General features: G+C 46.2%; 23 protein-coding genes. 12 read left to right on the forward strand and 11 right to left on the reverse strand.

Annotation, left to right across the window (positions count from 1 at the left end):
• Window positions 1–116: 116 nt before the first annotated feature.
• The 3 genes from bcsG to bcsE are packed head-to-tail and all read right to left on the reverse strand — an operon-like array spanning window position 117 to window position 3,492.
• Complete coding sequence (gene bcsG, locus KIT90_RS23570; protein ID WP_285379067.1) at window positions 117–1,736, reverse strand: cellulose biosynthesis protein BcsG; 1,620 nt, start codon at window positions 1,734–1,736, stop codon at window positions 117–119.
• Complete coding sequence (locus tag KIT90_RS23575; RefSeq protein ID WP_171371766.1) at window positions 1,736–1,912, reverse strand: hypothetical protein; 177 nt, start codon at window positions 1,910–1,912, stop codon at window positions 1,736–1,738. Before KIT90_RS23575 ends, bcsG begins: the two co-directional genes overlap by 1 nt.
• Window positions 1,909–3,492 carry a cellulose biosynthesis protein BcsE gene (gene bcsE / locus KIT90_RS23580; protein ID WP_285379035.1) on the reverse strand — a complete coding sequence of 528 codons (1,584 nt, stop codon included), beginning with the start codon at window positions 3,490–3,492 and terminating at the stop codon, window positions 1,909–1,911. Before bcsE ends, KIT90_RS23575 begins: the two co-directional genes overlap by 4 nt.
• 478 nt (window positions 3,493–3,970) lie before the next feature.
• Here bcsE and KIT90_RS23585 point away from each other — a divergent pair, with 478 nt between their 5' ends.
• The 6 genes from KIT90_RS23585 to KIT90_RS23610 are packed head-to-tail and all read left to right on the forward strand — an operon-like array spanning window position 3,971 to window position 14,711.
• Window positions 3,971–4,168 (forward strand): hypothetical protein, encoded by a 198-nt coding sequence (locus tag KIT90_RS23585; RefSeq protein ID WP_009707241.1) that lies wholly within the window; start codon window positions 3,971–3,973, stop codon window positions 4,166–4,168.
• Window positions 4,165–4,938, forward strand: coding sequence for a cellulose biosynthesis protein BcsQ (bcsQ, locus tag KIT90_RS23590; protein WP_285379036.1), 774 nt, complete (start codon window positions 4,165–4,167; stop codon window positions 4,936–4,938). Before KIT90_RS23585 ends, bcsQ begins: the two co-directional genes overlap by 4 nt.
• Before the next feature lie 3 nt (window positions 4,939–4,941).
• Entirely contained in the window at window positions 4,942–7,575 is a 2,634-nt protein-coding gene (bcsA, locus tag KIT90_RS23595) for a UDP-forming cellulose synthase catalytic subunit (RefSeq protein WP_285379037.1), read from the forward strand.
• Window positions 7,565–9,856, forward strand: a complete 2,292-nt coding sequence (gene bcsB / locus KIT90_RS23600) for a cellulose biosynthesis cyclic di-GMP-binding regulatory protein BcsB (RefSeq protein WP_285379038.1) — start codon at window positions 7,565–7,567, stop codon at window positions 9,854–9,856. The genes bcsA and bcsB overlap by 11 nt, the downstream gene beginning before the upstream one ends.
• On the forward strand, window positions 9,853–10,959 hold the full coding sequence (gene bcsZ / locus KIT90_RS23605) for a cellulose synthase complex periplasmic endoglucanase BcsZ (RefSeq protein WP_285379039.1): 1,107 nt from the start codon (window positions 9,853–9,855) through the stop codon (window positions 10,957–10,959). Before bcsB ends, bcsZ begins: the two co-directional genes overlap by 4 nt.
• Window positions 10,950–14,711: a cellulose synthase subunit BcsC-related outer membrane protein gene (locus tag KIT90_RS23610; RefSeq protein WP_285379040.1), complete on the forward strand. Its 3,762-nt coding sequence runs from the start codon at window positions 10,950–10,952 to the stop codon at window positions 14,709–14,711. The genes bcsZ and KIT90_RS23610 overlap by 10 nt, the downstream gene beginning before the upstream one ends.
• Window positions 14,712–14,815: 104 nt before the next feature.
• Here the strand turns inward: KIT90_RS23610 and KIT90_RS23615 are convergent, their stop codons facing one another.
• The 4 genes from KIT90_RS23615 to KIT90_RS23630 form a co-directional block, all read right to left on the reverse strand.
• Window positions 14,816–15,670, reverse strand: coding sequence for a co-chaperone YbbN (locus KIT90_RS23615; RefSeq protein ID WP_005436922.1), 855 nt, complete (start codon window positions 15,668–15,670; stop codon window positions 14,816–14,818).
• Window positions 15,671–15,868: 198 nt separating this feature from the next.
• Window positions 15,869–16,051, reverse strand: coding sequence for a hypothetical protein (locus KIT90_RS23620; protein WP_009707234.1), 183 nt, complete (start codon window positions 16,049–16,051; stop codon window positions 15,869–15,871).
• Window positions 16,052–16,125: 74 nt separating this feature from the next.
• On the reverse strand, window positions 16,126–16,953 hold the full coding sequence (locus tag KIT90_RS23625) for an SDR family oxidoreductase (RefSeq protein ID WP_005436924.1): 828 nt from the start codon (window positions 16,951–16,953) through the stop codon (window positions 16,126–16,128).
• A gap of 37 nt (window positions 16,954–16,990) precedes the next feature.
• Window positions 16,991–17,908, reverse strand: a complete 918-nt coding sequence (locus KIT90_RS23630) for a TIGR01777 family oxidoreductase (protein WP_027726824.1) — start codon at window positions 17,906–17,908, stop codon at window positions 16,991–16,993.
• Window positions 17,909–18,165: 257 nt separating this feature from the next.
• Here KIT90_RS23630 and KIT90_RS23635 point away from each other — a divergent pair, with 257 nt between their 5' ends.
• The 6 genes from KIT90_RS23635 (at window position 18,166) to yfcE (ending at window position 21,418) form a co-directional block, all read left to right on the forward strand.
• Window positions 18,166–18,900, forward strand: coding sequence for a DUF1538 domain-containing protein (locus tag KIT90_RS23635; RefSeq protein WP_285379043.1), 735 nt, complete (start codon window positions 18,166–18,168; stop codon window positions 18,898–18,900).
• A complete protein-coding gene (locus tag KIT90_RS23640) occupies window positions 18,897–19,688 on the forward strand; it encodes a DUF1538 domain-containing protein (RefSeq protein WP_285379045.1) in 792 nt (263 codons plus the stop codon). The genes KIT90_RS23635 and KIT90_RS23640 overlap by 4 nt, the downstream gene beginning before the upstream one ends.
• A complete protein-coding gene (locus KIT90_RS23645) occupies window positions 19,678–20,028 on the forward strand; it encodes a P-II family nitrogen regulator (RefSeq protein ID WP_005436932.1) in 351 nt (116 codons plus the stop codon). The genes KIT90_RS23640 and KIT90_RS23645 overlap by 11 nt, the downstream gene beginning before the upstream one ends.
• Window positions 20,025–20,432 carry a CBS domain-containing protein gene (locus tag KIT90_RS23650; protein ID WP_009707230.1) on the forward strand — a complete coding sequence of 136 codons (408 nt, stop codon included), beginning with the start codon at window positions 20,025–20,027 and terminating at the stop codon, window positions 20,430–20,432. The genes KIT90_RS23645 and KIT90_RS23650 overlap by 4 nt, the downstream gene beginning before the upstream one ends.
• 160 nt (window positions 20,433–20,592) lie before the next feature.
• A complete protein-coding gene (locus KIT90_RS23655; protein WP_009707229.1) occupies window positions 20,593–20,802 on the forward strand; it encodes a hypothetical protein in 210 nt (69 codons plus the stop codon).
• A 70-nt stretch (window positions 20,803–20,872) separates the two neighbouring features.
• Complete coding sequence (gene yfcE, locus KIT90_RS23660; protein WP_285379048.1) at window positions 20,873–21,418, forward strand: phosphodiesterase; 546 nt, start codon at window positions 20,873–20,875, stop codon at window positions 21,416–21,418.
• A 60-nt stretch (window positions 21,419–21,478) separates the two neighbouring features.
• Here the strand turns inward: yfcE and KIT90_RS23665 are convergent, their stop codons facing one another.
• From KIT90_RS23665 to KIT90_RS23680, 4 genes are read right to left on the reverse strand one after another with little or no spacing between them, the layout of a single operon-like run.
• Window positions 21,479–21,757: a SelT/SelW/SelH family protein gene (locus KIT90_RS23665; protein ID WP_005436938.1), complete on the reverse strand. Its 279-nt coding sequence runs from the start codon at window positions 21,755–21,757 to the stop codon at window positions 21,479–21,481.
• 23 nt (window positions 21,758–21,780) lie between these two features.
• A complete protein-coding gene (locus KIT90_RS23670) occupies window positions 21,781–22,536 on the reverse strand; it encodes a sulfite exporter TauE/SafE family protein (RefSeq protein ID WP_122067979.1) in 756 nt (251 codons plus the stop codon).
• Window positions 22,537–22,583: 47 nt separating this feature from the next.
• A complete protein-coding gene (locus tag KIT90_RS23675; RefSeq protein WP_285379050.1) occupies window positions 22,584–23,099 on the reverse strand; it encodes a regulatory protein ToxS in 516 nt (171 codons plus the stop codon).
• An 11-nt stretch (window positions 23,100–23,110) separates the two neighbouring features.
• Window positions 23,111–23,983 carry a transcriptional regulator gene (locus tag KIT90_RS23680; protein ID WP_005436944.1) on the reverse strand — a complete coding sequence of 291 codons (873 nt, stop codon included), beginning with the start codon at window positions 23,981–23,983 and terminating at the stop codon, window positions 23,111–23,113.
• Window positions 23,984–24,027: the final 44 nt, after the last annotated feature.

Raw genomic sequence — 24,027 nt, forward strand, 5'->3', positions numbered from 1 at the left:
GGGCTTATGAAACAATCGTAGAAATGAGAGGTTTGATAAATTCCAGACAAAATAAAGGCCGGAAATTCCCAGCCTTTATTCACTTTAATTTCAGATTGTTACTCTACGTCGAGTATTTACTTAGGATATTCAATCCAACTTGAACCATCTAAAGAGACGTAGTACTTACCATTTACTTCAATCACCGTTGAGCCAGAGTTCTGCGCGACCACTTGTGTTTCTGGTAGGTTTCCTGCTAACTCATCCGGACTAAAGGATTTCTTCTCATAAATGTTTTGCTCAAGAATATTCGATACCAATTGCGATAGCGCTAAATAGCTTGATGGCGCTTTAACGTGCTTAGTATCGCCTTGGCGTTGGATACCTTCGCCGAAGACTTTAATTCCGACAGGAGTGTGAACGATCGTTGGTGCCGGAATCTCACGCATGCCTGAAATCTGCATTCTATCTCCTCGCATACCGGCGCCATGCTCTGGCACTAAAGCAACAACGATATTGCGTTTGGAGGCTTTAAGCTCTTGGAAGAATGAATAAAGATCATCAAGAAGGTTCTTTAGACGTTTCTTGTAACTCACCATAGACGTTGTCGAATTGGCATTGATGATGCGGTTACCATCATGCAAAGAAATGGTGTTATACAACGCAACCACTTTCTCATCATCGCTTTCGATTCGTTGTTGCCACCAGTCATCAAGCACCTGTTTGTCACGGAAGATCGACGAGCCATCAAATGATTTTTGGTAAGGCTTGAATCCTTCTTGAGACATCAGGTTCGTTTTTAGATCGCCATCTTTTTTGATCAGCTCTAAGAAGCTATCGAACACACCGTTATGGTTCATCAACAGATTTTCTTTGAAGCCGAGATCTTTCAGGTTATCGAACAAGTAACATTGCTTCGGAGCCGGTTCGAACAACTTGCTGTGCTCTTGCTGGCCACAGCTCGCTCTTAGCAGTCTAACAACGGCAGGCCCGCTGTAGGATGTCGCCGCGCTGAAGTTATCAAACATGACATCAAACTCTTTGAACAACGGGTGATCAGCCATACCAGCAATCTCAATGTCATCCCAGGCGACGGAACAGATGCTCAAGAACAGCAAATCAAACGGAGCATCTTGTGCACTATCAGGGCTGAACGAGACACGTCGTGACGCTTCTTTAGCAAAGAAATCTGCTGTCATACTGTTGAGCGACTCATCGTTGATTTCTGTGACTTGAGGTTGTGTCGTTTCCGCCACTTCCGTAGTTGTTGGTGGCGCAGGCTGAGTTGTCTCAACGGTGACTGAACCCTGTGGCGTTTTGGGAATGCTGACGTAAATCATCGCGATGATAACGAAAACAGAAACGCGTAAAAACTTACTCAGGATGAAATACGCTGCGCACAAAACAAACAACTCAAGCAATGCTTGCACCGAGATGAAGCGTCCCATGAGCTCGACAAGATAGCTAAACTCAAACTGCATCAACTGACCCGCCTGAGCCCATAGTCGCTCTAACGGAGGTAAGAAAGAGTCATAATGCAGTAGCCATGCAGCGATGCTCACTGCGATAACATGCCGCAGAACATTCAATGCTCTTACTGGCACGGGTAACAGAATAAAGAGCAAGAGCGCAAAGTTTTCTAACGGATGGAAATCGATGACCCCTTGGAGGAAGAGGGCAACTTTGGCAATAAAATAAATGTTCCACCAACCCAATCCAATTGTGAACTGAGCGGGCTGTTTAGAGTGTGAAGTCATCACTTAAGCTTCTTGTTTTTGTTTACAGAAAGATCTTGTTCAAAGTACTGCGCGCGTTTTAAGTATCTATTGTAGAGTCGCTTTATCGCGTTTACTGCATCACGCAGAAAGTAGCCAAGGACTAATCCTACGCAAAGGCTAATGCCTACGGTGAGCATAAAGTCATCAATGTTCATTTCTGCTCCTTAATGGCGATGGCTTTTTTAACTGCGAACAAAGCAGGTACCTCGATCATAGGCTTTTTCGTTACCGCGAAAATCTGTTTCTCCGTGGTCAAGCTTGATACCTCCTCGGAGATGCTGACTTCATCCTCTAGGATGTATTTTAGTTCAGCTTCGATGTCGTAATGGGTATCGAAGGTGCGCGTTGAGTGAAACAAATCTCGAGGTGGAAACTCGAAAATATTGTTGAGTGCAACATCGATGTCGTTATGACGGATAGCACTGAACAAAACGTACAGTGCTTTGTTACACGCGGTGACAACATCACCATCTCGTCGAATGTGGCACAAACGAAGGCATTCTTCAGGGCTCATTCCCGGCAGCAAATTCAACTTAATTAGAGCAAAGTTGACGTTAGAACGGCTCGAACTGGCGATCACATCTGTACAGTATTGACTGAAGTCTCTGTTATGCAGGTAGCCTTTGCTGCCAAATTTAACGTCGTACTTTAGTAAGGCCTCTAAGCTTTGAGGCAATGCACGCGTCAGCATTTGCCCTTGTATAGCCTCTACCTGAGTCATAAAGCGCATCTGAGGAACTTGCACTGGTGAAATCAGATTTACACCAGCACGAAGCAAAAATTTTTCATCCGCATACCGTAAACATTGTTGTGTTTCTCTGATCACGAGCTTGAGTTGTCTGCCCGCTTTCGTGCGCAATCGGTAGCAATCCAATGCCAACTGTTGCACTTCGCTCTGACTTGAACAGTTGAAAACGATCGTCGATGCTCTAGGGCTGTCTAACATCTCCAATAGCTGTTGGTTATTTTCTGCTAGGTGCATTCCTCTTGGCACTTTTGTGCTATCACCCAAGGCTTCTTTCGTAATGTAAAGTCGTTCGCTATCGGCTTTGTCTTCAGTAATTTCGTTCGTTTGCAACTTTTCATATGGTGTCGCGAGCAAGTGGCCGTTCTTATCAAAAGATAGGATGTATTCCTCTTCTGATTTCACCCCATGTTTGCTGGACCAAAAGTCGACAAAGTAACTGTATCGTGTTTCATCTAATGCGCTCATCGTCGCCAAACCAGCAAGGTATTGATTATTCGTCAACAACTTAGGCTTAAGTATCGATGTCGCCAAATGACCATAGATACATATATTGATAATGAGCGATTTTTTATGGGCGAATTCATTTATTGTTCTTAGGAATATGCCTGCATCTTTGTCGCTGCAGTGAGATAAAATCGAGTCGGGAATAAACAAAATATAGTTAGAGTTCTTACTAATATTTATTTTGTGAATGTCTTTAGCAAGATTAATTGGGTCTAACTTCTTTTTTTGGCTTTTATTACTTATGAAGTAGATCTTATCAAGATAACTATCAGATAAGTCATTGAATTTTTGTGATGCTTCGCGGTTTAGACCGGAAAGGAAAGTTTCTTTATTGGTGAAACTTGTAAGTGAAGTGTTGTAATTTTGGCTTGATGCACTAATTAAGAAATCAATTGTCATGTGTTTGTGAGAAAATAAATTGACGTATACAGATCGATTTTCTCGTTCACTGGTAATTGCGGATAGACCGTTTATTAATGACATCAAAATAGCCTTTTAATCAGTTGGTTATGTTCATCTTTCTTTGTCTTTAAGCTGTCGCTGTATGTAAAACGTTACAGAAAAAAATGCCAATGTGACAATAAAATGACGCAAAGATATTAAACGAAATTGATCAAAAATAAAATTAGATATAGCATTATCTGCCTTGATGTTTATAAGTTTAAAATTATGCATTTGCAAACTAATATGTTTATAGTTTGACTATAATTTTGGCTTATATGTCGTAAACGGATAATTACAACTCATCTTCATAATCTCAGTTTCTGAAGCCAAACATCATTTAGGAATTTAATAATCATGTGATCAATGACTTAGGTTGTTCACATTTTTTCTCATTCTATAAATATGTGATGCACGGGTTAGGTGCGTCAAATTTTCAGCATCGTATTTGATAAAAATTTAAGCAAGATAGGAGTGTCTTAGCGCTTTATCAGATGCGTGGATAACGTGGAAAGATGTCGTGACAGAGCCAGCAAAAGACATTAATTCGATCTACTCTTCATATGACTTAACTCAGCATCAATATGTTGAGACGACAGAAAACGAGTCGTATCTCAATGTGAAAAGTAAATGGTTGGTTTTTCAATCTCAATCGACCAAAGACAGTGGAACTGGGATCAAAAACAAACAAGCAGGTCTTGAAACGGAAGCGATATGAAGCGCCTTCTTTTTGTTAGCCTGAGGGGCGGGTGTGGAGCAACCACGGTAACCGCAAACTTGGCTCAAGCTTTAGTCAAAATTAACAAGCAGGTTCTTGCGATCGACGCAGTGCCTGAGAATCTGTTACGCCTTCACCTTGGTCTTCCTTATGAAGAGCGAGACGGTTGGGCTGCACGTGTGTTGTCTGGCGATGCTTGGGTAAAGGCTGGGTATCAAAGCCCGCAAGGCGCCCTGTTGCTGCCATTTGGCGAATTGGATGCCGACCAAAAGGGGCTGTTCGCTCAATCTTATCAATTCCTTAAAGCGCTTGGTCGTTCAACCTTGCAAGTCACAGATGCAGAGCAATGGCAGTTGTTCCACGGTGATATGTCTTACCTCATGACTCCAGAAATGAACGCGTTTGTTGAGTCGATGGACATGGTGTTTGTGGTTATTAACGCTGATGCAATGAACTACGCAACGTTACAAACGGCGCTTAGACACTCGTCTAAAATCAGCAACCTAGTTGAGTCTGGTAAGCTGCGTTACATTCTTAATCAATATCAGCCTGAGACTGAGATTGGTCGAGATTTCATGCTGGTGTTTAAGAAGGAACTTCAAGCGTCGTTAGTGCCTGTTCTCATGCACCGTGATACGGCATTGGCTGAATGCGCCGCCAATTTGACAACCGTTCAGCATTACTCTCCGACGAGCCAAGCAGCGAAAGATTACCAGTCTTTGGCATTTTGGTGCGTTTCAACGCTTGCCGCTGCAACTTCTCAGGGCTAGTGCATGCGTAGCCTCAATCTTATCTTCCAGAGTTGGATAGTCGATCAATTTCAGTCGCACAAGCAGGCGTATGAGCAAGCTTGGGAGTGCAAAACCAATTGGTTGGGTAACATTGTGCTTTCTGTTTGGTTTTCATTGAGCTTTGTTTTCCTAAAACCTGTGATTTCCGGTGTTCCTTCTTGGAAACTGCCACTGGTCTATTTCCCACAAGTTAACTACGCCGCTCCTCGCTTGTTCGACCCGATTCGATTTGTTGTCCAGAGCGTTTGGTTACTGTGTTTTAAGCAAAGTGTGGCGTCTGCTTGGTCTCATCAAGCCAGTGGCGTCGTGATGCATCTTGCTGAGAAAATCCGTAATGCTTTCTACTTGCCGTTCGAGCTGGTGGCGAAAAGTGTTCGTTGGTTAGAGCAAACGGCCAACCAAGTTAAAGATCCTGAAGTTCGTGAACGCATGAAAGCCAGCAAGTCCGCGATGGTGTTGAACTATGCATTGCTGTTCCTCGTGGTGTTGCTCGCGTTGCTCTGTTTTACCGTGCCATTCGGTTATCAGGCACAGACTGTATTTGTGCTTTTATTGTGGGCACTTGCCATGATGGTGCGACGCATGCCGGGGCGCTTTCCGACCATGTTGCTCATCATTCTTTCGGTGACAGCATCTTGCCGTTATCTCTGGTGGCGTTACTCATCAACCTTAAACTGGGACGATCCTATTGCACTGATCTTAGGGGGTATTTTGCTTTTGGCAGAAACCTATTCTTGGATCGTGTTGATGCTGGGTTACTTCCAGAATATATGGCCGCTTAACCGTAAGCCGGTTTCGATGCCACAAGATCAATCGATTTGGCCAACCATCGATTTGATGATTCCGACTTACAACGAAGATCTCGACGTGGTTAAAGCGACGGTGTACGCCTCAATGGGTGTGGACTGGCCAAAAGACAAATTAAAAATTCACATTCTCGATGATGGTAAACGAGACAGCTTCCGTGATTTCGCAAAGAGTGTTGGCGTTAACTACATTCGCAGGCCGACTAACGAGCACGCCAAAGCCGGTAACATCAACTATGCGTTAAAGCAGACGGATGGTGAGTTTGTGGCGATCTTCGACTGTGACCACATTCCAACTCGAGCATTCTTCCAGCTTACGATGGGGATGTTCCTCAAAGATCCGAAGCTGGCGCTGATTCAAACTCCACACCACTTCTTCTCTCCGGATCCGTTTGAACGTAACTTATCGAACTTCCGCAATGTGCCTAACGAAGGCAACTTGTTTTATGGGTTAATTCAAGATGGTAACGATTTGTGGGACGCGACTTTCTTCTGTGGATCGTGCGCCATTTTGCGCCGTGAACCGCTTGAAGAAGTGGGTGGTATTGCAGTTGAAACCGTAACGGAAGACGCACATACGTCACTGCGCATGCACCGATTGGGCTATCGCTCTGCTTACCTTAAGCAGCCAATATCAGCGGGTTTAGCGACAGAAACCTTATCGGCACACGTAGGGCAACGTATTCGCTGGGCGAGGGGCATGGCGCAGATCTTCAGGGTCGACAACCCGCTCACCGGTAAGGGGCTGAAGTTGTCGCAGCGGCTTTGTTACGTCAATGCCATGCTGCATTTCTTATCCGGTATACCGCGTATTGTGTTTTTGATTGCACCTCTGGCGTTTTTGTTGCTGCACTCTTACGTCATTTACGCACCAGCATTGGCGATCATCCTGTACGTTTTGCCGCACATGATCCACGCCAGTATGACCAACTCACGCATGCAGGGTGACTATCGTTACTCCTTCTGGGGAGAAGTGTATGAAACCGTGCTTGCTTGGTACATCGCAAGACCAACCACCGTCGCTTTGTTTGCGCCTCATAAAGGGACATTCAATGTAACGGCGAAAGGGGGCCTAGTTGAAAAATCGCATTACGACTGGGTGATCTCTCGACCGTATTTGGTGCTCGTGGCACTGAATATTCTTGGTTTTGCCGTGGGTCTGTATCGAATGGGGTGGGGGCCCCAAGATGAGGTTGGTACTGTCATCGTTAACTTAGTATGGACGATGTACAACTTACTGATCTTAGGTGCAGCGGTCGCGGTTGCGGTAGAAGCGAAACAGGTACGAAAAGATCACCGCGTCGAGGTGGCAATTCCTGTTGCGGTGAGATTGCACTCTGGGCATTTGATTCAAGCTCAGATGAAAGACTTTTCATTGGGGGGCGTCCGCATCGAAATCGATGGCGTTGACGAACAAACTTGCCAGTACTTACTCGGTCAGTCACTCGAAGTGATTCTGAATCGTGGTGGACAAGAATTCGTGTTCCCGATGACGGTTGCCTATGCTCATAAAGGCATGTTCGGTATGCAACTCAACGAATTGTCGCATCAACAACAAATCCAATACGTCCAATGTACATTTGCACGAGCAGATACATGGGCGAAATGGCAACAAGGCTATCAAGCAGATAAGCCACTATCGAGTATGCAAGCCGTTCTACAAGTCGGCTTTAATGGATACAAGCGCTTGCTACAACACTGCCCGAAATTTGTCGTGGTCAGTGTGGATGCACTTTTATTTTGTATCGAATTTATTTGGTCACTTCGACCTCGCTATGTCCCAATCAGGACCACAAGTCATGCTAAATAATAAAAAACTAACAGCGTTGACGACGGCAATCACTCTGATGTGTATGTCGGGCAGTCTCGCGGCACAAGAAGTAAAACAGCAATTGTCGGAACCTCAAGCTCAGCAACAAGACGCGGAAAATGCCACCGTCTTTAAGCGAGTCGTTCCATTTACTCAATTGGGCTACAGCGGCTCAATTGCGATTCAAGGCAGTGAAGCGAACGCTTATGTCGGCTTTGGCTCTCGCCTTGATGAGGTGGTTTCAAAAGCCACGTTGTACTTTGATATTACGCCTTCGCCAGCGTTACTTGCTTTGGTATCGCACGTCAAAGTGTACTTGAACAACGAGTTGATGGGCGTGGCGTCTATCGTTGATGGTCAGCAGGGTAAAAAGCTCAGTCTTTCTATGCCACTGGATACGCGTTACTTCAGTAACTACAACCAAATTCGTTTTGAGCTGATTGGCAATACTCAAAAAGACTGTGCCAACCCGAATGATTCCAGTATTTGGGCCGAGATCAGCCAAAGCAGCCGCATCGAAATGTTTGTGCAAAAAACGCAGCTAGAAAGCGATTTGAGCTTACTGCCAGCGCCTTTCTTTGATGTTCGTGACTTTAGCCAACTTAATCTGCCTGTTGTGATGGGCGATAAATATGACTTAGACGAAGTGAAAGCCGCGGGTGTTTTGAGTTCCTACTTCGGCTCTTTAGCGGCTTGGCGCGGTGCGCAGTTCCCTCTGAGTTTCGACACTTTGCCAGAGCGCAACGCTGTGGTGTTTATCACCAACGACAACAAACCTGAATTCCTAAAAGACTTCCCAGATACGGATGGCCCGCGTGTACAGGTGATTACCCACCCAACCGACCCCTACGTGAAGTTATTGCTGGTGATTGGTCGTGATAGTGCTGACCTAAACACCGCGGTACGAGGCTTGGCATTGGGTAACCAAATTCTCACCGGCCCCATTGCCAAGATCAACGAGGTGAAGCAAATCAAACCTCGCGTGCCTTACGATGCGCCAAACTGGGTGAGCACAGATCGACCGGTTGCGTTGTCTGAATTGGTTGAGCAAAAGAGCATGCTGCAAGTAGAAGGTCGCACACCACCGCCTATCAGCGTGAGCCTACGTTTACCACCAGATCTGTTTACTTGGCAGAGCCGCGGTATTCCAATGGATCTGAACTACCGTTACTCACCGCCGACGGAAGACCATTCTGGCTCCCGTCTGACATTGAGCATTAACGACCAGTTCATCGAAGCCTTTAACCTGACCACTGCTGGCCAAGGTGGCGACTCTAACCGCGTTCGTGTGCCATTGTTGGATGACAGCATTCTTAGCAGCGACGACCGTGTACGTATTCCAGCATTCAAAGTGGGCAGCAAAAACCAGATCGATTTTGAATTTGGCTTTGCCTCTGTCACTGATGGCTTGTGTCAGGTGACTCAACCAAGCAAGCAATATGCAGTGGTTGATGGCGACTCGACGATCGACTTTAGCGGCTTCCCGCATTACATCGAAATGCCAAACATGCGTGCGTTCGCAACATCTGGCTTCCCGTACACACGCATGGCGGATCTGTCTGAAACTGCTGTTGTGGTGCCAAAAAACGCACCAAAAGAAGCACTGCAAACCTTCTTGAATGTGATGGGCTCTTTGGGCGGTGATTCTGGCTACCCAGGCATCCAAGTATTGTTGACCGATAAGTGGGATGCACAAGCGCTAAAAGACAAAGATATCTTGAGCATTGGTGTGGTGCGTTCATTAGAAGAAGCGGCGAACGACCCAGACCAAGTGAATCTGGTGGTTGAAGCAGGCGAGCGCCAAATTCGTCTACCGAGCAAGAATGAACGGCAGCTTGGTATGAACTGGATGAACCCAAGCGATGCTAACCAAGTGCCAGCTGATTATGTTTCAGTGGAAGCAGGCGGCTCCTTTGCTGCGATTTATGGTATGGAATCACCTTACACAAATAATCGCAGTTTAGTGTCTATCATGGCTGCTCATCCTGCTGATTTTGCTACGGTTGATGAAGCACTTGCGGATTCGGGCAAAGTGGAGCATATGTTTGGCTCTGTGGTGACATTCAGAAACGATGAAGTCGCGAGCTATAACGTTGGTTCTCACTACTTTGTGGGTGAGCTGCCAGTGTGGCAATTAGTTTGGTTCCACTTCTCAAATCACCCAATCATCGTGGCATGCTTCGCTGCGTTGTTGATGGTGATCGTGACTATTGTGCTTTGGCGTGTTCTGCGTCAGGTCTCTGCAAAACGTCTAGAGAAAACTGAGGAGGAAGAGGAATGAAAAAGCTGATTGCACTTATCATGCTACTGACTTCTCCTCAGCTGTGGGCAAACACCTGTGACTGGCCACAATGGGACACATTTAAGTCGGTTTATATCGAACAAGGTCGAGTCGTGGATGGCAGCGATGAACGCATGATCACCACATCGGAAGGCCAGTCCTATGCGTTGTTTTTTGCTTTGGTTGCCAATGATCAAAAAGCGTTTGCCGAAGTATTAAACTGGACTCAAGTGCATTTAGCTGGTGGTGACCTTACGGCAAGATTGCCAGCTTGGTTATGGGGTCGAAAAGCGAACGGCAGTTTTGGTGTGTTAGATACCAATGCAGCATCGGATTCCGATCTTTGGATTGCTTACGCTTTAGTGGAAGCGGGTCGACTGTGGGATAACTATTACTACCAATCGCTTGGTCATCTGCTTGCTAGTCGTATTCTACGAGAAGAGACTGTAACTATTGACGGTGTGGGCACCGTGTTACTGCCTGCACCAACAGGGTTTGAGTTTGGTGATCGTTACCGTTTGAACCCGAGCTATGTGCCGTTACAGCTGATTGCGCGAATGGAAGCTCTGTATCCGCAATATTCATGGGATGATATGTATAAAGCAAGCGCGCAAATGCTAACGCAAACCATGCCAAAAGGTTTCAGCCCTGATTGGGCAACGCTCAGCCAAGGCCAGTACAGTGGCGACTCGGTGACTGGGCCAATTGGCAGTTACAACGCCATTCGTACCTACTTATGGGCGGGTATGCTTGATGACCAAGTCGCAGAAAAAGCTCAGCTGATTCAGCAAATGCAGCCCTTTGTCGCAGCGACTAAAGCGCTCGGCGCACCACCACGAGAAGTGAATACAGAAACGGGTGAATACACTCAAGTTGGCAGTGCAGGATTTTCTGCCGCTGCTTTGCCTTTGTTGGCGGCATCTGGTGAGTCTGAGCTGCTCAAAGCACAAGCAAGCCGAGCGCAGCAAGAGCTTATCTCGGACAGAAACGACCACTACTACGACAATGTTTTGAGCTTGTTTGGCCTAGGCTGGCATCAGGCGCGCTATCGCTTTGGCGAGCAAGGTGAACTGTTGCCTGCATGGAGCGAGCAATGCCAATAACAAGACGTGCTTCGTGGTTGATCTCGCTGGCCATGATGGCGAGCGGGATTGCTCCTGTTTATGCTCAAAGTTTTAGCTCAAAACCGCTTAGCAAAGCGCAGTTAGCCGCAGTATACCAACCAGTTGAAACGGTTCAGTTCTCGACATCTCTTGCTCGGGTAAACTCGGTGGAGTGGCTGGTTGAACAACTGAAACTGGCGGATGCAATAGGACGCGACGACATTGTTGAAAGTACGTTAGAGCGTTTGTTTGCTATTGAGGAAGGCAACCCGATTGGCTTGTATTACCAAGCCAATATGTACTTAAAGCGTAAGCAACCTGAGTTGGCGAAGCAGACGTTTCAGCGTTTAACCAAACAATCGCCAAATTCTCCACAAGCCAAAGACTTGGCTGCCATCATGTCTCTTCAAGGCGATAAGAAAGGCGATTACCAACGAGCTAAGTTGCTAGCTAAATCTGGCCGTTACGAAGAAGCCATCCAAGCGTATAAAGTCATTTTTCCAAACGGCATGCCTTCTGCTGCATTGCAGTTAGAGTTTCTTCAGCTGCAAAGCAATCTTGATGGAAGTTGGCAGGCGGTAAAACAAGGTTTAGAGCGCTTAAATGCAGATTACCCAGGTGTGCCTCAGTTTCAACTCGCATTGGCGAATCATATCCGTAAAGAGAATCCAGCTGACCCATGGATTTTGGATACCTACAAAAAGCTCGCTTTAGCGCCAGTGATTGGCAGCAGTGCGGCGACATCTTGGTTGCGCGCTCTTGATCAACTGCCGATTTCAGAACAAGTAGTTCAACAATACGCGATTCTAGCGAGTTACTATCCTTCGGACCTTGAGATTCAACGTGCCAACCAAGGTGCGAAGAAACGCTGGGAAACCGAGCAAGATCTACGTAAGGACCCAACCTATCTTGCCAAATTGAAAGGTCTCAAACTGCTGGATGAAGACAAAACCTTGCAAGCCGAGAAGCAGTTGCGTTATGCGATGACGACGCGTCCGAACGACCCAGAAATATTGGGTGGTATGGGCAAGGTCTATCTGCGTAAAGGTCAGCAACAAAAGGCGCTTGAGTACTTTGAACGAGCACAGCAGCTAGACAAAGACCCAGATAGTGCTTCGAAGTGGGCCACTCTGATTGAAACCTCGCAATATTGGGCTTATTTGGATCAAGGTGATGCACTGGCTGAGAAAGGGCAGTTTAAACAAGCTGAAAGCCTTTACCGTAAAGCCATTCAGTCTGATAAAACACAGCCTTATGCCTTTACCTCTTTAGGGGCGCTTTACTTAGCACAAAAGAATTATGCCGCAGCAGATAAAGCTTATATCCAAGCACTACAACTTGAAGCGCTGAACGGATCTGCCTTACGTGGACGACTCGATGTTCGTATTGAGCAGCAGGATTGGAATGGCGCGGCTTCACTTGCACAGCGTTTTTCTCCAGCACAAAAACAGGTGGTGTCCCAGAAAATCAATGGTATTCAATCTGAGATCATTCTGGCGAGATTGCGCATTGCGATAGCGAAAGATGACCAAGCAGGTATGCAATCTGCAGTGGAAGAATTGATTGAGCTAAAACCAACATCGCCGTGGTTGAGACTGGATATTGCTGATGTTGTTCGCTCTATGGGGGATAAACGTCGTGCCGACAAACTGATGTCTGAATGGGCGACGAACAGCACTGATCCGGAAATGAAGTTCGCTTATGCCTTGTATCTTGCTCAAGATTTTAAAGTAGATGCGGCGATTTCTGAGTTAGAGAGTGTGCCGAAGCGCGAAGTTACCCCTGCCATGGAGCGTAACCTCACACGCTTAAAGCTCAATGCTGATTTACAAGATTTACCCGCGCGTTATCAGGCCTCACCGAAGGCTGTCACTACCATGTTGACGTCGCTTGAGTCTCAATATGCTGGGCAAGTTCAACCTCTAGCAAGGCTTGTGAGTGCTTGGGTAGAGATTGAAAAGGTCGATGAAGCGCAGCGTATTTATCAAAGTATTCGCCCCTCAAGCAAATGGACTACCGACGAAAAACTCGCTTACGGCAGTATGATGGTGAGCTTGAATCAGTTTGACGATTTCGACCAATGGTACGAAGGCTTGGCGTTGAGTAAAGACCAGCAAGCAGTCAGTGCATCTGAAGCGCTGCAATTTGATGAACTCAAAACACGTCGTACTTTAGCGCAAGCGGATTTGTTACTCGCGAATCAACAGCCAGAGCAAGCAATGGCTTTGTATGAACGTATCTCATCAAAACCTGAACCATTCAAGACGCAAGCTCAGGTCGGCTTGCTGCAAGCTAGCGCACAGAGTGGAGATGAGGCAACCTATCACGACTTGCATCTGATCTTGAATAAGAAGCGCGACACGCTGAATGCTGCTCAGTTGATGACGGTTGCTTCGGTATTCAATCAACTTGGTTACCGCAATGATGCGAACACCCTGAACCGCTTGCTCGATGATACACAGGACGCCGACGCTCTAGCGTATCGAAACAGCATGTCTATTGCGATGGACAATCAGCAATGGACGTTAGCGGAAGAGCGCGGACGTCAGGCACTGAACAGTGATCGAATTGAAAAAAGTGCACAACCAGATGAAGCAAGTCTAGAGACGCTTACTTTGCGTGAGTTGTATGACACAGCAGATGACTACTGGCTAACGCGCAATGTTAAGTCGGACATCGATACGCTCCATGATCGCAGTGATGGTCATGTACTTATTGGTTGGGATTACAGTGCGCGTGATGGGCGTAACTCATCTAACCAAGTCCCAATCGAAGCGCGTATTCCGATTGAATCACTCGATGGGCATCTGTTGCTGAGAGCGGATTACGTGTCAATCGATTCCGGCGAGCTAGATTACTACGAGAAGACAAACGGCTCTGACAGTACCTCATTCCAAGATGATGCGTCGGGTATGGCGCTTGGTGTGGGTTGGCAAGCCAAAGATTGGCAAGTGGATATCGGCACTACACCGATTGGTTTTGACCATACTACTTGGGTAGGTGGGATCAGTGTGGATGGTGATCTCGGGGACTTTGGGTGGACAGCAGAAGCGTCGCGTCGACCTGAAACCAGCAGCACACTCTCTTACGCTGGAATGACAGTACCGAGTGGAACCAGTGATCCTCAAGGCAAAAAATGGGGTGGTGTAGTTCGAACAGGCGTTAAGCTCAATTCGAGCTGGGATATAGGTGGCCCTTACGGTTTTTGGAGCAGCCTGCAATACCATGCACTGACGGGTGAAAACGTTGAAGACAATACTCGCCTCGGTGTGCTTGGTGGGGCTTACTACAAACTGATCGCAACGGATGATCAGCGCCTGAGCATTGGCACTAACTTGATGTACCTCGACTATGACAAAAACTTGGGTGAATACACACTTGGTCATGGTGGCTACTACAGCCCGCAAAGTTATTTCTCTGTGTCATTGCCAGTCAACTATTACGGTCGCTACGACAGCACATGGTCGTATCAATTGAGTGCTTCCATTTCTAACTCATGGACAGAAGAAGATGCGCCTTATCTATCTTCTGGTGATAGTTCTGAGCGCGGTGGCGGTTTTGGTGCATCGCTGCAAGCCGCCGTTGAGAAGCGAGTGAGTAAACGTTGGTATATCGGTGCGCTGGTGGATCTGCAGCGTTCAGAGTTTTATACGCCAAACCATTTCATGCTGTACGGAAAATACACCTTCAATGACCGCTGGCAGCCGATTGAATACCCACCTGCGGTACCTACGCTGTACAGTGATTTTTAGCCCTCGTCTTTCTCGCGACGAGTGTTTTAAGAATGGTAGAAACAACAAAGGCCGGAGTTTTCCGGCCTTTTCTATTTAAGTTGTCCTGCTTTAAATCGATTCGCTTAGTACAAAATCGAGTAAAGTTGACGGCGGTACTTACTTGCCAGTGCGTTGCCTTGGCCAAGTGCGCTCAAGATATCCATAAAGACTTTCTTCACTTCACCATCTTGTGCGCCTAGGTTGGTCTTAAGAATGTTCCAAAGTAGCTCTAACGCTTCTTCATCGCGACCCACTTGGTTGTACTGAACTGCAAGTTCACACGCCAATTCAATGTTGTCAGGGTTTGCTGCTAGTTCTTGTTCAAGACGCTGAAGCTCTGGGCTTTCTGCTGCTTGAAGGTGCAGGTCTAACTTCGCGATCAAACCTTTGTAGTAGTTGTCTTGGTATTCCAGTGGAATCGCGCTTAACAGCGTTTGTGCCAATTCAAACTGTTTGGTTTCCAGCAAGCAATCTGCCATCGCCAGTTTCACGTCGCCACGGTTTTGAAGCTCTTCCGATAGCGTTTGAAGAATCGCTAACGCCTGAGCATGCTCACCTTGTTGGAGCAATTCACTTGCTTGCTTCAATTGCATCTCATCTTGGCTTGGTAGATGCTTTTGCAGCATTGCTGTAATCGCATCAATAGGCTGAGGGCCACCCATACCATCGACGGCTTGGCCGTTCATGAATAATGCGATGGTTGGTAGCACCTGCACTCCAAATTGAGAAGCAAGAGCAGGTTGCTGTTCACAGTTCAATAGAGCAAGGGTAAATGCGCCGTTGTATTGCTGAGTCAGCATTTGTAGATCAGGAATCACTTGTGCGCTTTCTGGTTGAGCGCCCGCCCAAAAGTGAATCAATACAGGCGTGTTCATTGATCCTTCAAGCGTTTCACGGAAATTTTGTTCTGTTAACTCAACGATAAATGGGGATTGCATCAGAGTATCCTTGCTTTTTGTTTCTTGTCGTTGATTGTAGATATGGAGTTGATATTTGGGAAATTCAAGCGATAGAAAGGAAAAACGCTGCCGAAGCAGCGTATTCCTGATAGCAAGCGAAAGTGCTATTAAATTTGGCTAGTCCAGCACGGTTTAGAGAGTCTTGTTAGACGTTATAGTGGTGTGCTGGGTGTGGTATCAAAATAGGATGAACATGGTCAACACTACACCCACACTAAGCCAGTTAAGCTGATTTAATGTCATTATTGTCTCGCGAAAATACAAAACAGAAAGGGTGGCGATACCAAATCTATAGTGAGTATCCACATCACGTTCAGGCTCGATGGATGAAGATACTGACTTAGAAATTGATTCGAACATTGAGGTTTTCTTAACCTACATGCTCATAATGACATCACATTGTTACGGTAAAATTACATCGTGATAAAAATTTTTTATGCTGCTTGTCGCAAAATCTTATCAAGAACACGAGTTGGTAACAGGCGCTTCAATACCGCAAAAACTTTAGTCGGTGTGGTGATTCGGTAGCGAATTTTTGGTTTATCACTGGTGAGTGCGTGAAGCACTGGTTCAATACAAGACTCAGCAGGAAGGACAAATTTGTTGTTCGACTTGTCGTTATCTAAACGCTGCTTTTGCCCTTCGTAAGCTGCTCTGTGGGCACTGTTTTCCACATCAATCCACTGCTCAAACGCTTTTAAGGCATTTTGTCTAAACTGGGTTTCTATTGGGCCGGGTTCGATCAGTGCAACTTTGATGTTAGTGTCCATCAATTCTAAACGTAGCGTGTCTGTCCAGCCTTCAAGTGCGAATTTAGAGGCGTTATAGGCACCACGATATTTCATCGCAGCAAACCCTAGCACAGAGCTGTTTTGGATGATTCTTCCTTCACCCTGTTTGCGCATGTGTGGCAACACTTCTCTAACGAGTTGGTGCCAGCCAAAAAAGTTGGTCTGAAATTGTGCTTGAAGTGCTTCTGTTGGCAGATCTTCTAATGCGCCAGGTTGTCCGTAAGCGCCATTATTAAATACGGCATAGAGCTTTCCCTCGGCCAGTTCCAGAGCTGTTGAAACTCCGGCAGAAATACTTTGAGGATCATTAAGATCTAACTGAATGCAGGTTAAGCCTTCACTGGTTAAGCGTTGAACATCTTGCTCGTTGCGACAAGAGGCAATAACGTGAAAGCCCTCTTTTTGTAAAGCATGGGCACATACGTATCCGATGCCTGTGGAGCATCCGGTGATCAGAACTGACTTTTTCATATTAGGGCTCACAAAAGGAGGTAGTGAGCGTTATGATTCAACAACTTCTGTCTTGAAGCAAGTTCTTGAGTGCTGGCTCGACGCGAGAATAGCTGAACTTGAAGCCAAGCTCGGTGAGCTTTTTAGGTTTGGCTCGAACGCTATCAAACAGCAAACAAGACGATTCGCCCATTGCCATGTTCATGACCCATTTAGGGGTAAACAGGATATGTGGTCGTTTGAGAGTTTTCGCCAATGTGCCGCTGAAGATTCGGTTGCTGACAGGGTGCGGGGCACACAAGTTGAACTCGCCATGAGCATGCGGTGTTTCGAGTAAGTACATAATGGCTCGAACCATATCCAAAATATGAATCCAAGGCATGTACTGTTTACCGCTTCCTAGTGGGCCGCCTAAACCGAGCTTATAGGGGAGAAGCATTTTGGCAAGTGCTCCACCATTTTGTCCAAGCACTAAGCCCGTTCGAAGTATGCAAACTCGAGTTTGCTCGGATTCTGCACGCTTGGCAATTTGCTCCCAACGAGCACAAACATAGTGCGCAAACGCCTCACTATTTACGTGTAAGCATTCGTCAAAAGGGTGGTCTTGTTGATCGCCGTAATAGCCAACCGCAGAGCCGCTAATAAATACCGCTGGTGGCTCGGTACTGGCGTGAATCAATTCAACGATCCGCTCGGTCACTTTCCAACGGCTGTTACAAATGACCTCTTTCTGCTCCTTGCTCCAGCGTTTATCTGCAATCGGTTCGCCTGCAAGGTTAATCACCGCATCGACGTCATTGAGATCTTCAATCGAATCTAGGGAGTCTAGATATTGAATGTTACCGACATCGGCATGCTGTAATCGCTGTTTTGCCTGCGCAGGGTTACGCGTCAACAAAATTACTTGGTGCGTAGTCAGGAGCTTAAGGAGCTCTGAACCAATAAAGCCCGTACCGCCAGTCAGTAATATCTTCATGTCATCCCTTTGATTGTAAAACCATTCAAACATTATAGTCGTTAACCGCCTTGCATGATCATTTCAATGACTTGCGATGTCGATTTTATTATTAGTTCCTAATGGTTTAGTAGCGATTTCTTACCAAGCGATGCAAAGCTCACAGTTTGAGTAAATGTAACAGAATGTTATCAAGCATTGAGCGTTGCTCACACTTAGCTTCAGCAAACTGTGTCATGCTGAATTTAGAAAGGATGAAGCGTTGCTAGGAGGGGAATATGGAAGCATTTGTTGCTCTGTTTCGAGCCTTGCTAAGTAGCGCCCGTGATTTGCTGCCGATTGTCCTTGTTATTACCTTCTTCCAACTTGTGGTGCTTCAAGAGCCACTTCCTAATCTGGTCTCGATTTTATTTGGCCTCTTACTGGTTATTCTGGGTTTAACCTTTTTCATTTTTGGCTTACAGCTTGGCTTATTCCCGATTGGTGAAAACATGGCGCAAGCTTTTGCCAACAAAGGTAGCGTGTTTTGGCTGCTGATTTTCGCATTCTGTTTAGGCTTTGGGACAACCATTGCTGAACCGGCATTGACAGCTGTAGCGGAAGAAGCTTCGGAGGTAGCGGCTGAGGGAGGGATGATCGCCAATACTGAGCAATCAATGGAGGAATACGCAGATGGCTTGCGCTTAACGGTTGCTTTGTCGGTGGGCGTGGCGATTGTATTAGGCGTGCTTCGGATTCTTAAAGGTTGGCCGATTCAATATATGATCATCGGTGGCTACATCGGCGTTGTGATCCTGACCGGATTTGCGCCGGAATCCATCATCGGTGTGGCTTACGATTCTGGCGGAGTGACGACTTCTACTATAACGGTGCCATTGGTGACCGCGCTTGGGGTTGGACTGGCATCGGCGATTAAAGGTCGAAATCCTATGATTGATGGGTTTGGACTTATCGCTTTTGCCTCTTTGTTACCGATGATGTTTGTGATGGTTTACGGGATGGTGGTGGCATGATTTCCTTTGCGCATTTCATCGATACTTTTATCTCAACCATCAGTGATGTGGTTCCTATCGCGACCATTATCTTCGGTTTTCAGTTGGCAGTGCTGCGCCGTCCAGTTTCAAACTTACCCAAAGTAATACTTGGCTTTGGTTACGTTATTTTAGGGTTATCGTTGTTTTTGCTTGGTTTGGAGATGGCGCTGTTTCCACTTGGTGAAACCATGGCGACTCAATTGACCGCACCTGATTTCCTTCGGGAGTTTAAAGTTTCAATTGGCCAAGCTTTAAGTTGGGTTGATTACTACTGGGTGTACATTTTTGCTTTCTTTATCGGTTTTAGCACTACGATTGCGGAGCCTTCTCTCATCGCGGTCGCCATCAAGGCCAATCAAGTATCTGGCGGCAGTATTAGTGTGAATGGGTTACGTGTTGCCGTCGCATTAGGTGTTGCGGCGGGTATTGCACTTGGAAGCTACCGGATTGTGGTGGGCGACCCGATTCATTACTACATCATCGCGGGTTACATCGTGGTGGTGATTCAAACCTTTTATGCGCCAAAGCTGATTGTGCCTTTGGCCTACGATTCTGGTGGTGTGACAACGTCGACGGTGACCGTCCCCTTGGTGACTGCACTTGGCTTGGGGTTGGCGTCAACGGTTCCGGGACGAAACCCAATGATTGATGGTTTTGGTTTGATCGCCTTTGCCAGTTTATTCCCAATGATTTCCGTCATGGGCTATGCCCAAATCACCCAGTGGTTGAACAAAGAGACCGCGGAGGAGAAAGAAAATGCGCTTTAAATTGATTCTGGCCTTTGTTGAAGACAGCAAAACCGACAAAGTGCTCGATGCTGCTCGCGATGCAGGTGCGACAGGGGCAACCGTAATCAACAATGCTCGGGGGCAAGGTTTAAACCAAAAAAGGACCTTCTTTGGTCTGACTCTAGAAGTACAAAAAGACGTGTTGTTGTTTGTGGTGGAAGAGCATTTATCGAGGCACATTTTGGAGACCATCAGTGAGGTCGGGGAGTTTGATCAAGAGTCTGGTCAAGGCATCGCGGTGCAGATTGATGTGGAAGATGCAGTGGGCGTCGCACACCAAGTAGAGAAACTGACCAAAGTAGTAGAGGACGAATTATGAGCCATCATGAGTTGATTCGAGTTAGAGACGTAATGGCAGCGACCTACATCATTGTTGATGGGTTAATTACGGTCCATGAAGGGATAACCCTAGCAAGAAAGAGTGAAGTGAAAGCGCTTGTGGTGAAAAAACGCGATGAGGATGATGAATACGGAATTGTATTAATGAATGATATCGCGAAAAAAGTGTTAGCGAAAAACCGCTCGCCACAACGAACCAATCTTTATGAAATCATGACCAAGCCTGCGCTCTCTGTCGATCCTAATATGAACGTGAAATATTGTGCGCGTTTATTTGAGCGCTTCGGTATTAGTCGTGCACCCGTGATTGAAAATGGTGAGGTTATTGGCATGGTGAGTTACAACAACATCGTGATTAACGGCATGGCACGAGAAGAGTTATAGACGTGTGCGTTGTGAGGCTCACCCTTAATTCGGGCAAGAAGGTTTCTCAGGTGAGCGACATTTAGCAAACCCCATTCGAATTGCTTATCTGTGCCATTGCATATCCGCAATCTGAGGCTTATTCTTTGAGAATTAAAGAAATAATTGAGGATGTCATGTCATGCCGCTAGTCGCTTGTCCTGTATGTGAGAAACAAATTTCAAAACGAGCTCATACCTGTCCAGGGTGTGGAGAACCCGATCCATTAAATCATTTAGCCAAGTCTAAGTTCCTATCGATGATCTTTTGGGCGGTGGTCTTGGTCGGTGCCGGTTACTTTGCGTGGTTCTACTTGGTGCCAATGTTGGTTGAAATGCTTCGTAACCACTAGTTTCTTACTTCGGTTGAGCTTCTATAAGAATGCCGTAGAATACCCTCATTACTTTTGAGGAGACGATGTCGTGAAATTATTTTTTGCCTCAGACTTGCACGGCTCTTTGCCAGCAACCGAAGAAACCATTCAGCTTTATTTAGCCTCTGGTGCCGATCATCTTATCTTGTTGGGTGATACGCTCAACCATGGGCCAAGAAACCCGGTTCCAGAAGGTTACAATCCCCCACAAGTAGCGGAGTTGCTTAACCAGTACAGTGAGCAGATCATTTCGGTGCGCGGTAACTGTGACAGCGAAGTAGACCAAATGCTACTGAACTTCCCAATGATGACAGACTACGCTTGGCTGCTATTAGAGTCAGGCAAGCGTGTGTTCCTCACTCATGGTCACTTGTACAACAGTGCGAAACGTCCACCACTACGTGAAGGCGATATCATTGCTCATGGTCATACTCATGTTCCAGTGGCAGAGATACAAGAAGGGGCAGTGATTTTCAATCCTGGTTCTATGACCTTCCCAAGAAACGGATTACCACGCAGTTATGGTTTGATGGAAGGCAATACGCTGACAGTGCAAACACCAGAAGGTGAAGTGCTAGCTCAGACCACGATTTAACGATCGAGTTATCGAAAAAATCGTGAATTGAATAAAGAAGCAAGGGAGCCAATTGGCTCCCTATTTTGTATCAGAATGACCTAAATCGCGCTCTGGATCGATAATGTCTCTTACGCGTTGTTTTAGGATTTTGGCTTCGGGGAAACCTCCGTCTTTTTTACGTTCCCAAATCTGGACGCCATTACAAAAAATCTCAAAACGGCCACCCGTATCAGGATGTAAGCTGACGGTTTCAATCTCTTCACTGAACGTGTGAAGCAATTCTTGTGATAGCCAAGTTGAACGCAACATCCAATTGCACTGACGACAGTAGTGAATGTCTATGATGGCTTTATCCATTTCTTATTTCCTTTTTTTAAACACTAGAGCAGTAGCTTTATTCCCACCGCAAAGGTGAGGATCTCAAACGCGATTTTGATAACTCGATTGCTGTACTTTGTCGCCGCCCATGCACCTAAGCTACCGCCTAAAAATGAACTCACTAATAAAACCGGTAACCAGGCCCAATGAATTGGCGCTCCGGCTTGCACCACTGCCACGCCACCAATACCGTTCCAAAACAAACCAACACAAATCATTGTGTAGGCCACCGCTTGCTTGTAGTCGTAGCCAAACCAACGAACAAGGAAGAGGGTAACAAGTAAGCCAGAACCTGCAGTCAACGAGCCATTCACTACACCAATGAACATCAAACCTAATCCGCCGACTATCCAACCAAAAGTATCACGATGAGTTGGTATCTCTGTCTGCCCCAACTGTTTCTTAAAGCGAGAGTAAATTCCAAGAGCAAGGATCATCGCCCCGAGCATTTTCTCAGCGATGTTATCGGGAATTTGGACAATCAGGTTAGCGCCAATCACTACTCCAATGCTGCCCACCAGAATCAGATAAAGCGCGACTTTAGGTTTTATAGTCCCGGCTTTTAGATGCGTACTCGCAGCACCAAGTCCCAGGGCAACGGAAGCGACTTTATGCGTTCCTAGTGCGACGGAGAAAGGCAAACCAAGAAAGATCAATAACGGAAATTGCAGTAACCCAGCGCCACCACCAGAGAGGGAAGCGAGCGTATTTGCGATAAGAGAACCAAAGAAGAGAGTGAGGGTATCTAGCCAGTCCATGTGCAAAATAAAAGGGGGCATCTTGCCCCCTTATCATCGAATCAAAATCAGTTTCTAAACAGTACCGTAGAACCGTGGTTCAGGCTAGTCAGTAGTAACGTTTTTTCGTTCACTACGTCAATGCGACGGCTTTGCTCTGCATCCAACTTAAAGATTTGTGTGATGAGACGAAGTTGTGACTCAGAAAAATCTTTAGATTGAGAAGCTGAAATATCTTTGAATTCAGCTGGTGAGACAAGCAAGTAGTTGTCGCTCACTTCCCAACGGCCTTTTTCAGAAATATTGATCGTGGATTCTGTATTAGAACCTTGAGCAAACAGGCGAATGTTTGCCACGCGAATGTAATCACCATTAGGCAAGTACTTCACATTCGATTCCACATTGACTTTACGTAGAGGACCAACTGTATCGTCTGGCAAGTTATCGGTGATCAGTGTCACCATGGTCGATTGCCATTCGTTTGATGTGAGAACCTGTTCTATCTTCAGGTCACTTCCCCAGTATAACCAACCACTAAAAAGGATTGATACGGCCAAAATCGCAGATGCTATTTTAATCTTCATTTCAGCCTCCTTTAATTGCAGATGTCTGTTGGGTCATTACGACCAGCGAAAATACGCAGCGTCACGTTCTCGTAGGAATGCTCGCTGTCGTGAATGTAGTTCAGTATCAGTTGGTTGTTTTGACCACCAGTTGCGATCACTTCTACCGGAGAGGACTCTTCTGCGTGGTGCTCCACGTAGCGTTTGATGCACTGCTCAATCGAAGGCATCCAATCGTTTAACTGAGGGTGGTTAACCGGTGTCATTACTGGAACGTTGTGGTATTCACCAATTTGACGGAATTGAGATTCCGCAGGGTTAGTCAGCATCAGTACACAAACAGGCAGTAACACTGCAACCACAACTAAAATACGAAACAGCCAGTTTGCGTTCTTTTGTGATGGGGCTGTTTTAGGTTTTTCAACCGTCACTTCAGCTTCTGTTGTCTTGTCTACCGGAGTCTCAACCGCAGATTCTGCAAATTGCTCTAGGTCGACAACGGGTGCTTCGTTCTCTTCTTCTTGTTCATCAAGTTCAGAGATTGAATCGGAAGAAAGTGGGCTTAAACGCTCAACTGTACTGATAAGTTGGTAGCCGCGTTTTGGCACGGTTTTTACGAACTCTGGTGATTTTGTTGAGTCCTTCAACATTTTACGCAGCGTCGAGATAGCTTGAGTTAAGCTTGAATCATCCACCTCAAAGCCTTGCTCACGCCAAACGAACTCGTGCAGCTCGTTACGCGTTATCACTTCGTTAGGTCTCTCTGCCAACATGAGGAGAATACGGCTTTCGTTGCTTCCTAATCGTACAACTTCGTTGCCATTTTGTTGGTCAGCGAGCGAATTACTATTTGGGTCAAAGACAAATCTTTGAGCAAGCAGAAATTTGGTGCCTATGTTAGTCATTTAGTTCTTCTTAGATGGATGATTCTGTAATTATAGTGATTTGC

Origin of the sequence: Vibrio sp. B172a (assembly GCF_030248355.1) — a bacterium.
GTDB lineage: Bacteria > Pseudomonadota > Gammaproteobacteria > Enterobacterales > Vibrionaceae > Vibrio > Vibrio owensii.

Bases quoted from the DNA above. Each gene is read 5' to 3' on its own strand.
- bcsG (WP_285379067.1), bottom strand. From the start codon at position 1,736: ATGACTTCACACTCTAAACAGCCCGCTCAGTTCACAATTGGATTGGGT.
- KIT90_RS23575 (WP_171371766.1), bottom strand. From the start codon at position 1,912: ATGAACATTGATGACTTTATGCTCACCGTAGGCATTAGCCTTTGCGTA.
- bcsE (WP_285379035.1), bottom strand. From the start codon at position 3,492: ATGTCATTAATAAACGGTCTATCCGCAATTACCAGTGAACGAGAAAAT.
- bcsQ (WP_285379036.1), top strand. From the start codon at position 4,165: ATGAAGCGCCTTCTTTTTGTTAGCCTGAGGGGCGGGTGTGGAGCAACC.
- bcsA (WP_285379037.1), top strand. From the start codon at position 4,942: ATGCGTAGCCTCAATCTTATCTTCCAGAGTTGGATAGTCGATCAATTT.
- bcsB (WP_285379038.1), top strand. From the start codon at position 7,565: ATGCTAAATAATAAAAAACTAACAGCGTTGACGACGGCAATCACTCTG.
- bcsZ (WP_285379039.1), top strand. From the start codon at position 9,853: ATGAAAAAGCTGATTGCACTTATCATGCTACTGACTTCTCCTCAGCTG.
- KIT90_RS23610 (WP_285379040.1), top strand. From the start codon at position 10,950: ATGCCAATAACAAGACGTGCTTCGTGGTTGATCTCGCTGGCCATGATG.
- KIT90_RS23615 (WP_005436922.1), bottom strand. From the start codon at position 15,670: ATGCAATCCCCATTTATCGTTGAGTTAACAGAACAAAATTTCCGTGAA.
- KIT90_RS23620 (WP_009707234.1), bottom strand. From the start codon at position 16,051: ATGTTCGAATCAATTTCTAAGTCAGTATCTTCATCCATCGAGCCTGAA.
- KIT90_RS23625 (WP_005436924.1), bottom strand. From the start codon at position 16,953: ATGAAAAAGTCAGTTCTGATCACCGGATGCTCCACAGGCATCGGATAC.
- KIT90_RS23630 (WP_027726824.1), bottom strand. From the start codon at position 17,908: ATGAAGATATTACTGACTGGCGGTACGGGCTTTATTGGTTCAGAGCTC.
- KIT90_RS23635 (WP_285379043.1), top strand. From the start codon at position 18,166: ATGGAAGCATTTGTTGCTCTGTTTCGAGCCTTGCTAAGTAGCGCCCGT.
- KIT90_RS23640 (WP_285379045.1), top strand. From the start codon at position 18,897: ATGATTTCCTTTGCGCATTTCATCGATACTTTTATCTCAACCATCAGT.
- KIT90_RS23645 (WP_005436932.1), top strand. From the start codon at position 19,678: ATGCGCTTTAAATTGATTCTGGCCTTTGTTGAAGACAGCAAAACCGAC.
- KIT90_RS23650 (WP_009707230.1), top strand. From the start codon at position 20,025: ATGAGCCATCATGAGTTGATTCGAGTTAGAGACGTAATGGCAGCGACC.
- KIT90_RS23655 (WP_009707229.1), top strand. From the start codon at position 20,593: ATGCCGCTAGTCGCTTGTCCTGTATGTGAGAAACAAATTTCAAAACGA.
- KIT90_RS23665 (WP_005436938.1), bottom strand. From the start codon at position 21,757: ATGGATAAAGCCATCATAGACATTCACTACTGTCGTCAGTGCAATTGG.
- KIT90_RS23670 (WP_122067979.1), bottom strand. From the start codon at position 22,536: ATGGACTGGCTAGATACCCTCACTCTCTTCTTTGGTTCTCTTATCGCA.
- KIT90_RS23675 (WP_285379050.1), bottom strand. From the start codon at position 23,099: ATGAAGATTAAAATAGCATCTGCGATTTTGGCCGTATCAATCCTTTTT.
- KIT90_RS23680 (WP_005436944.1), bottom strand. From the start codon at position 23,983: ATGACTAACATAGGCACCAAATTTCTGCTTGCTCAAAGATTTGTCTTT.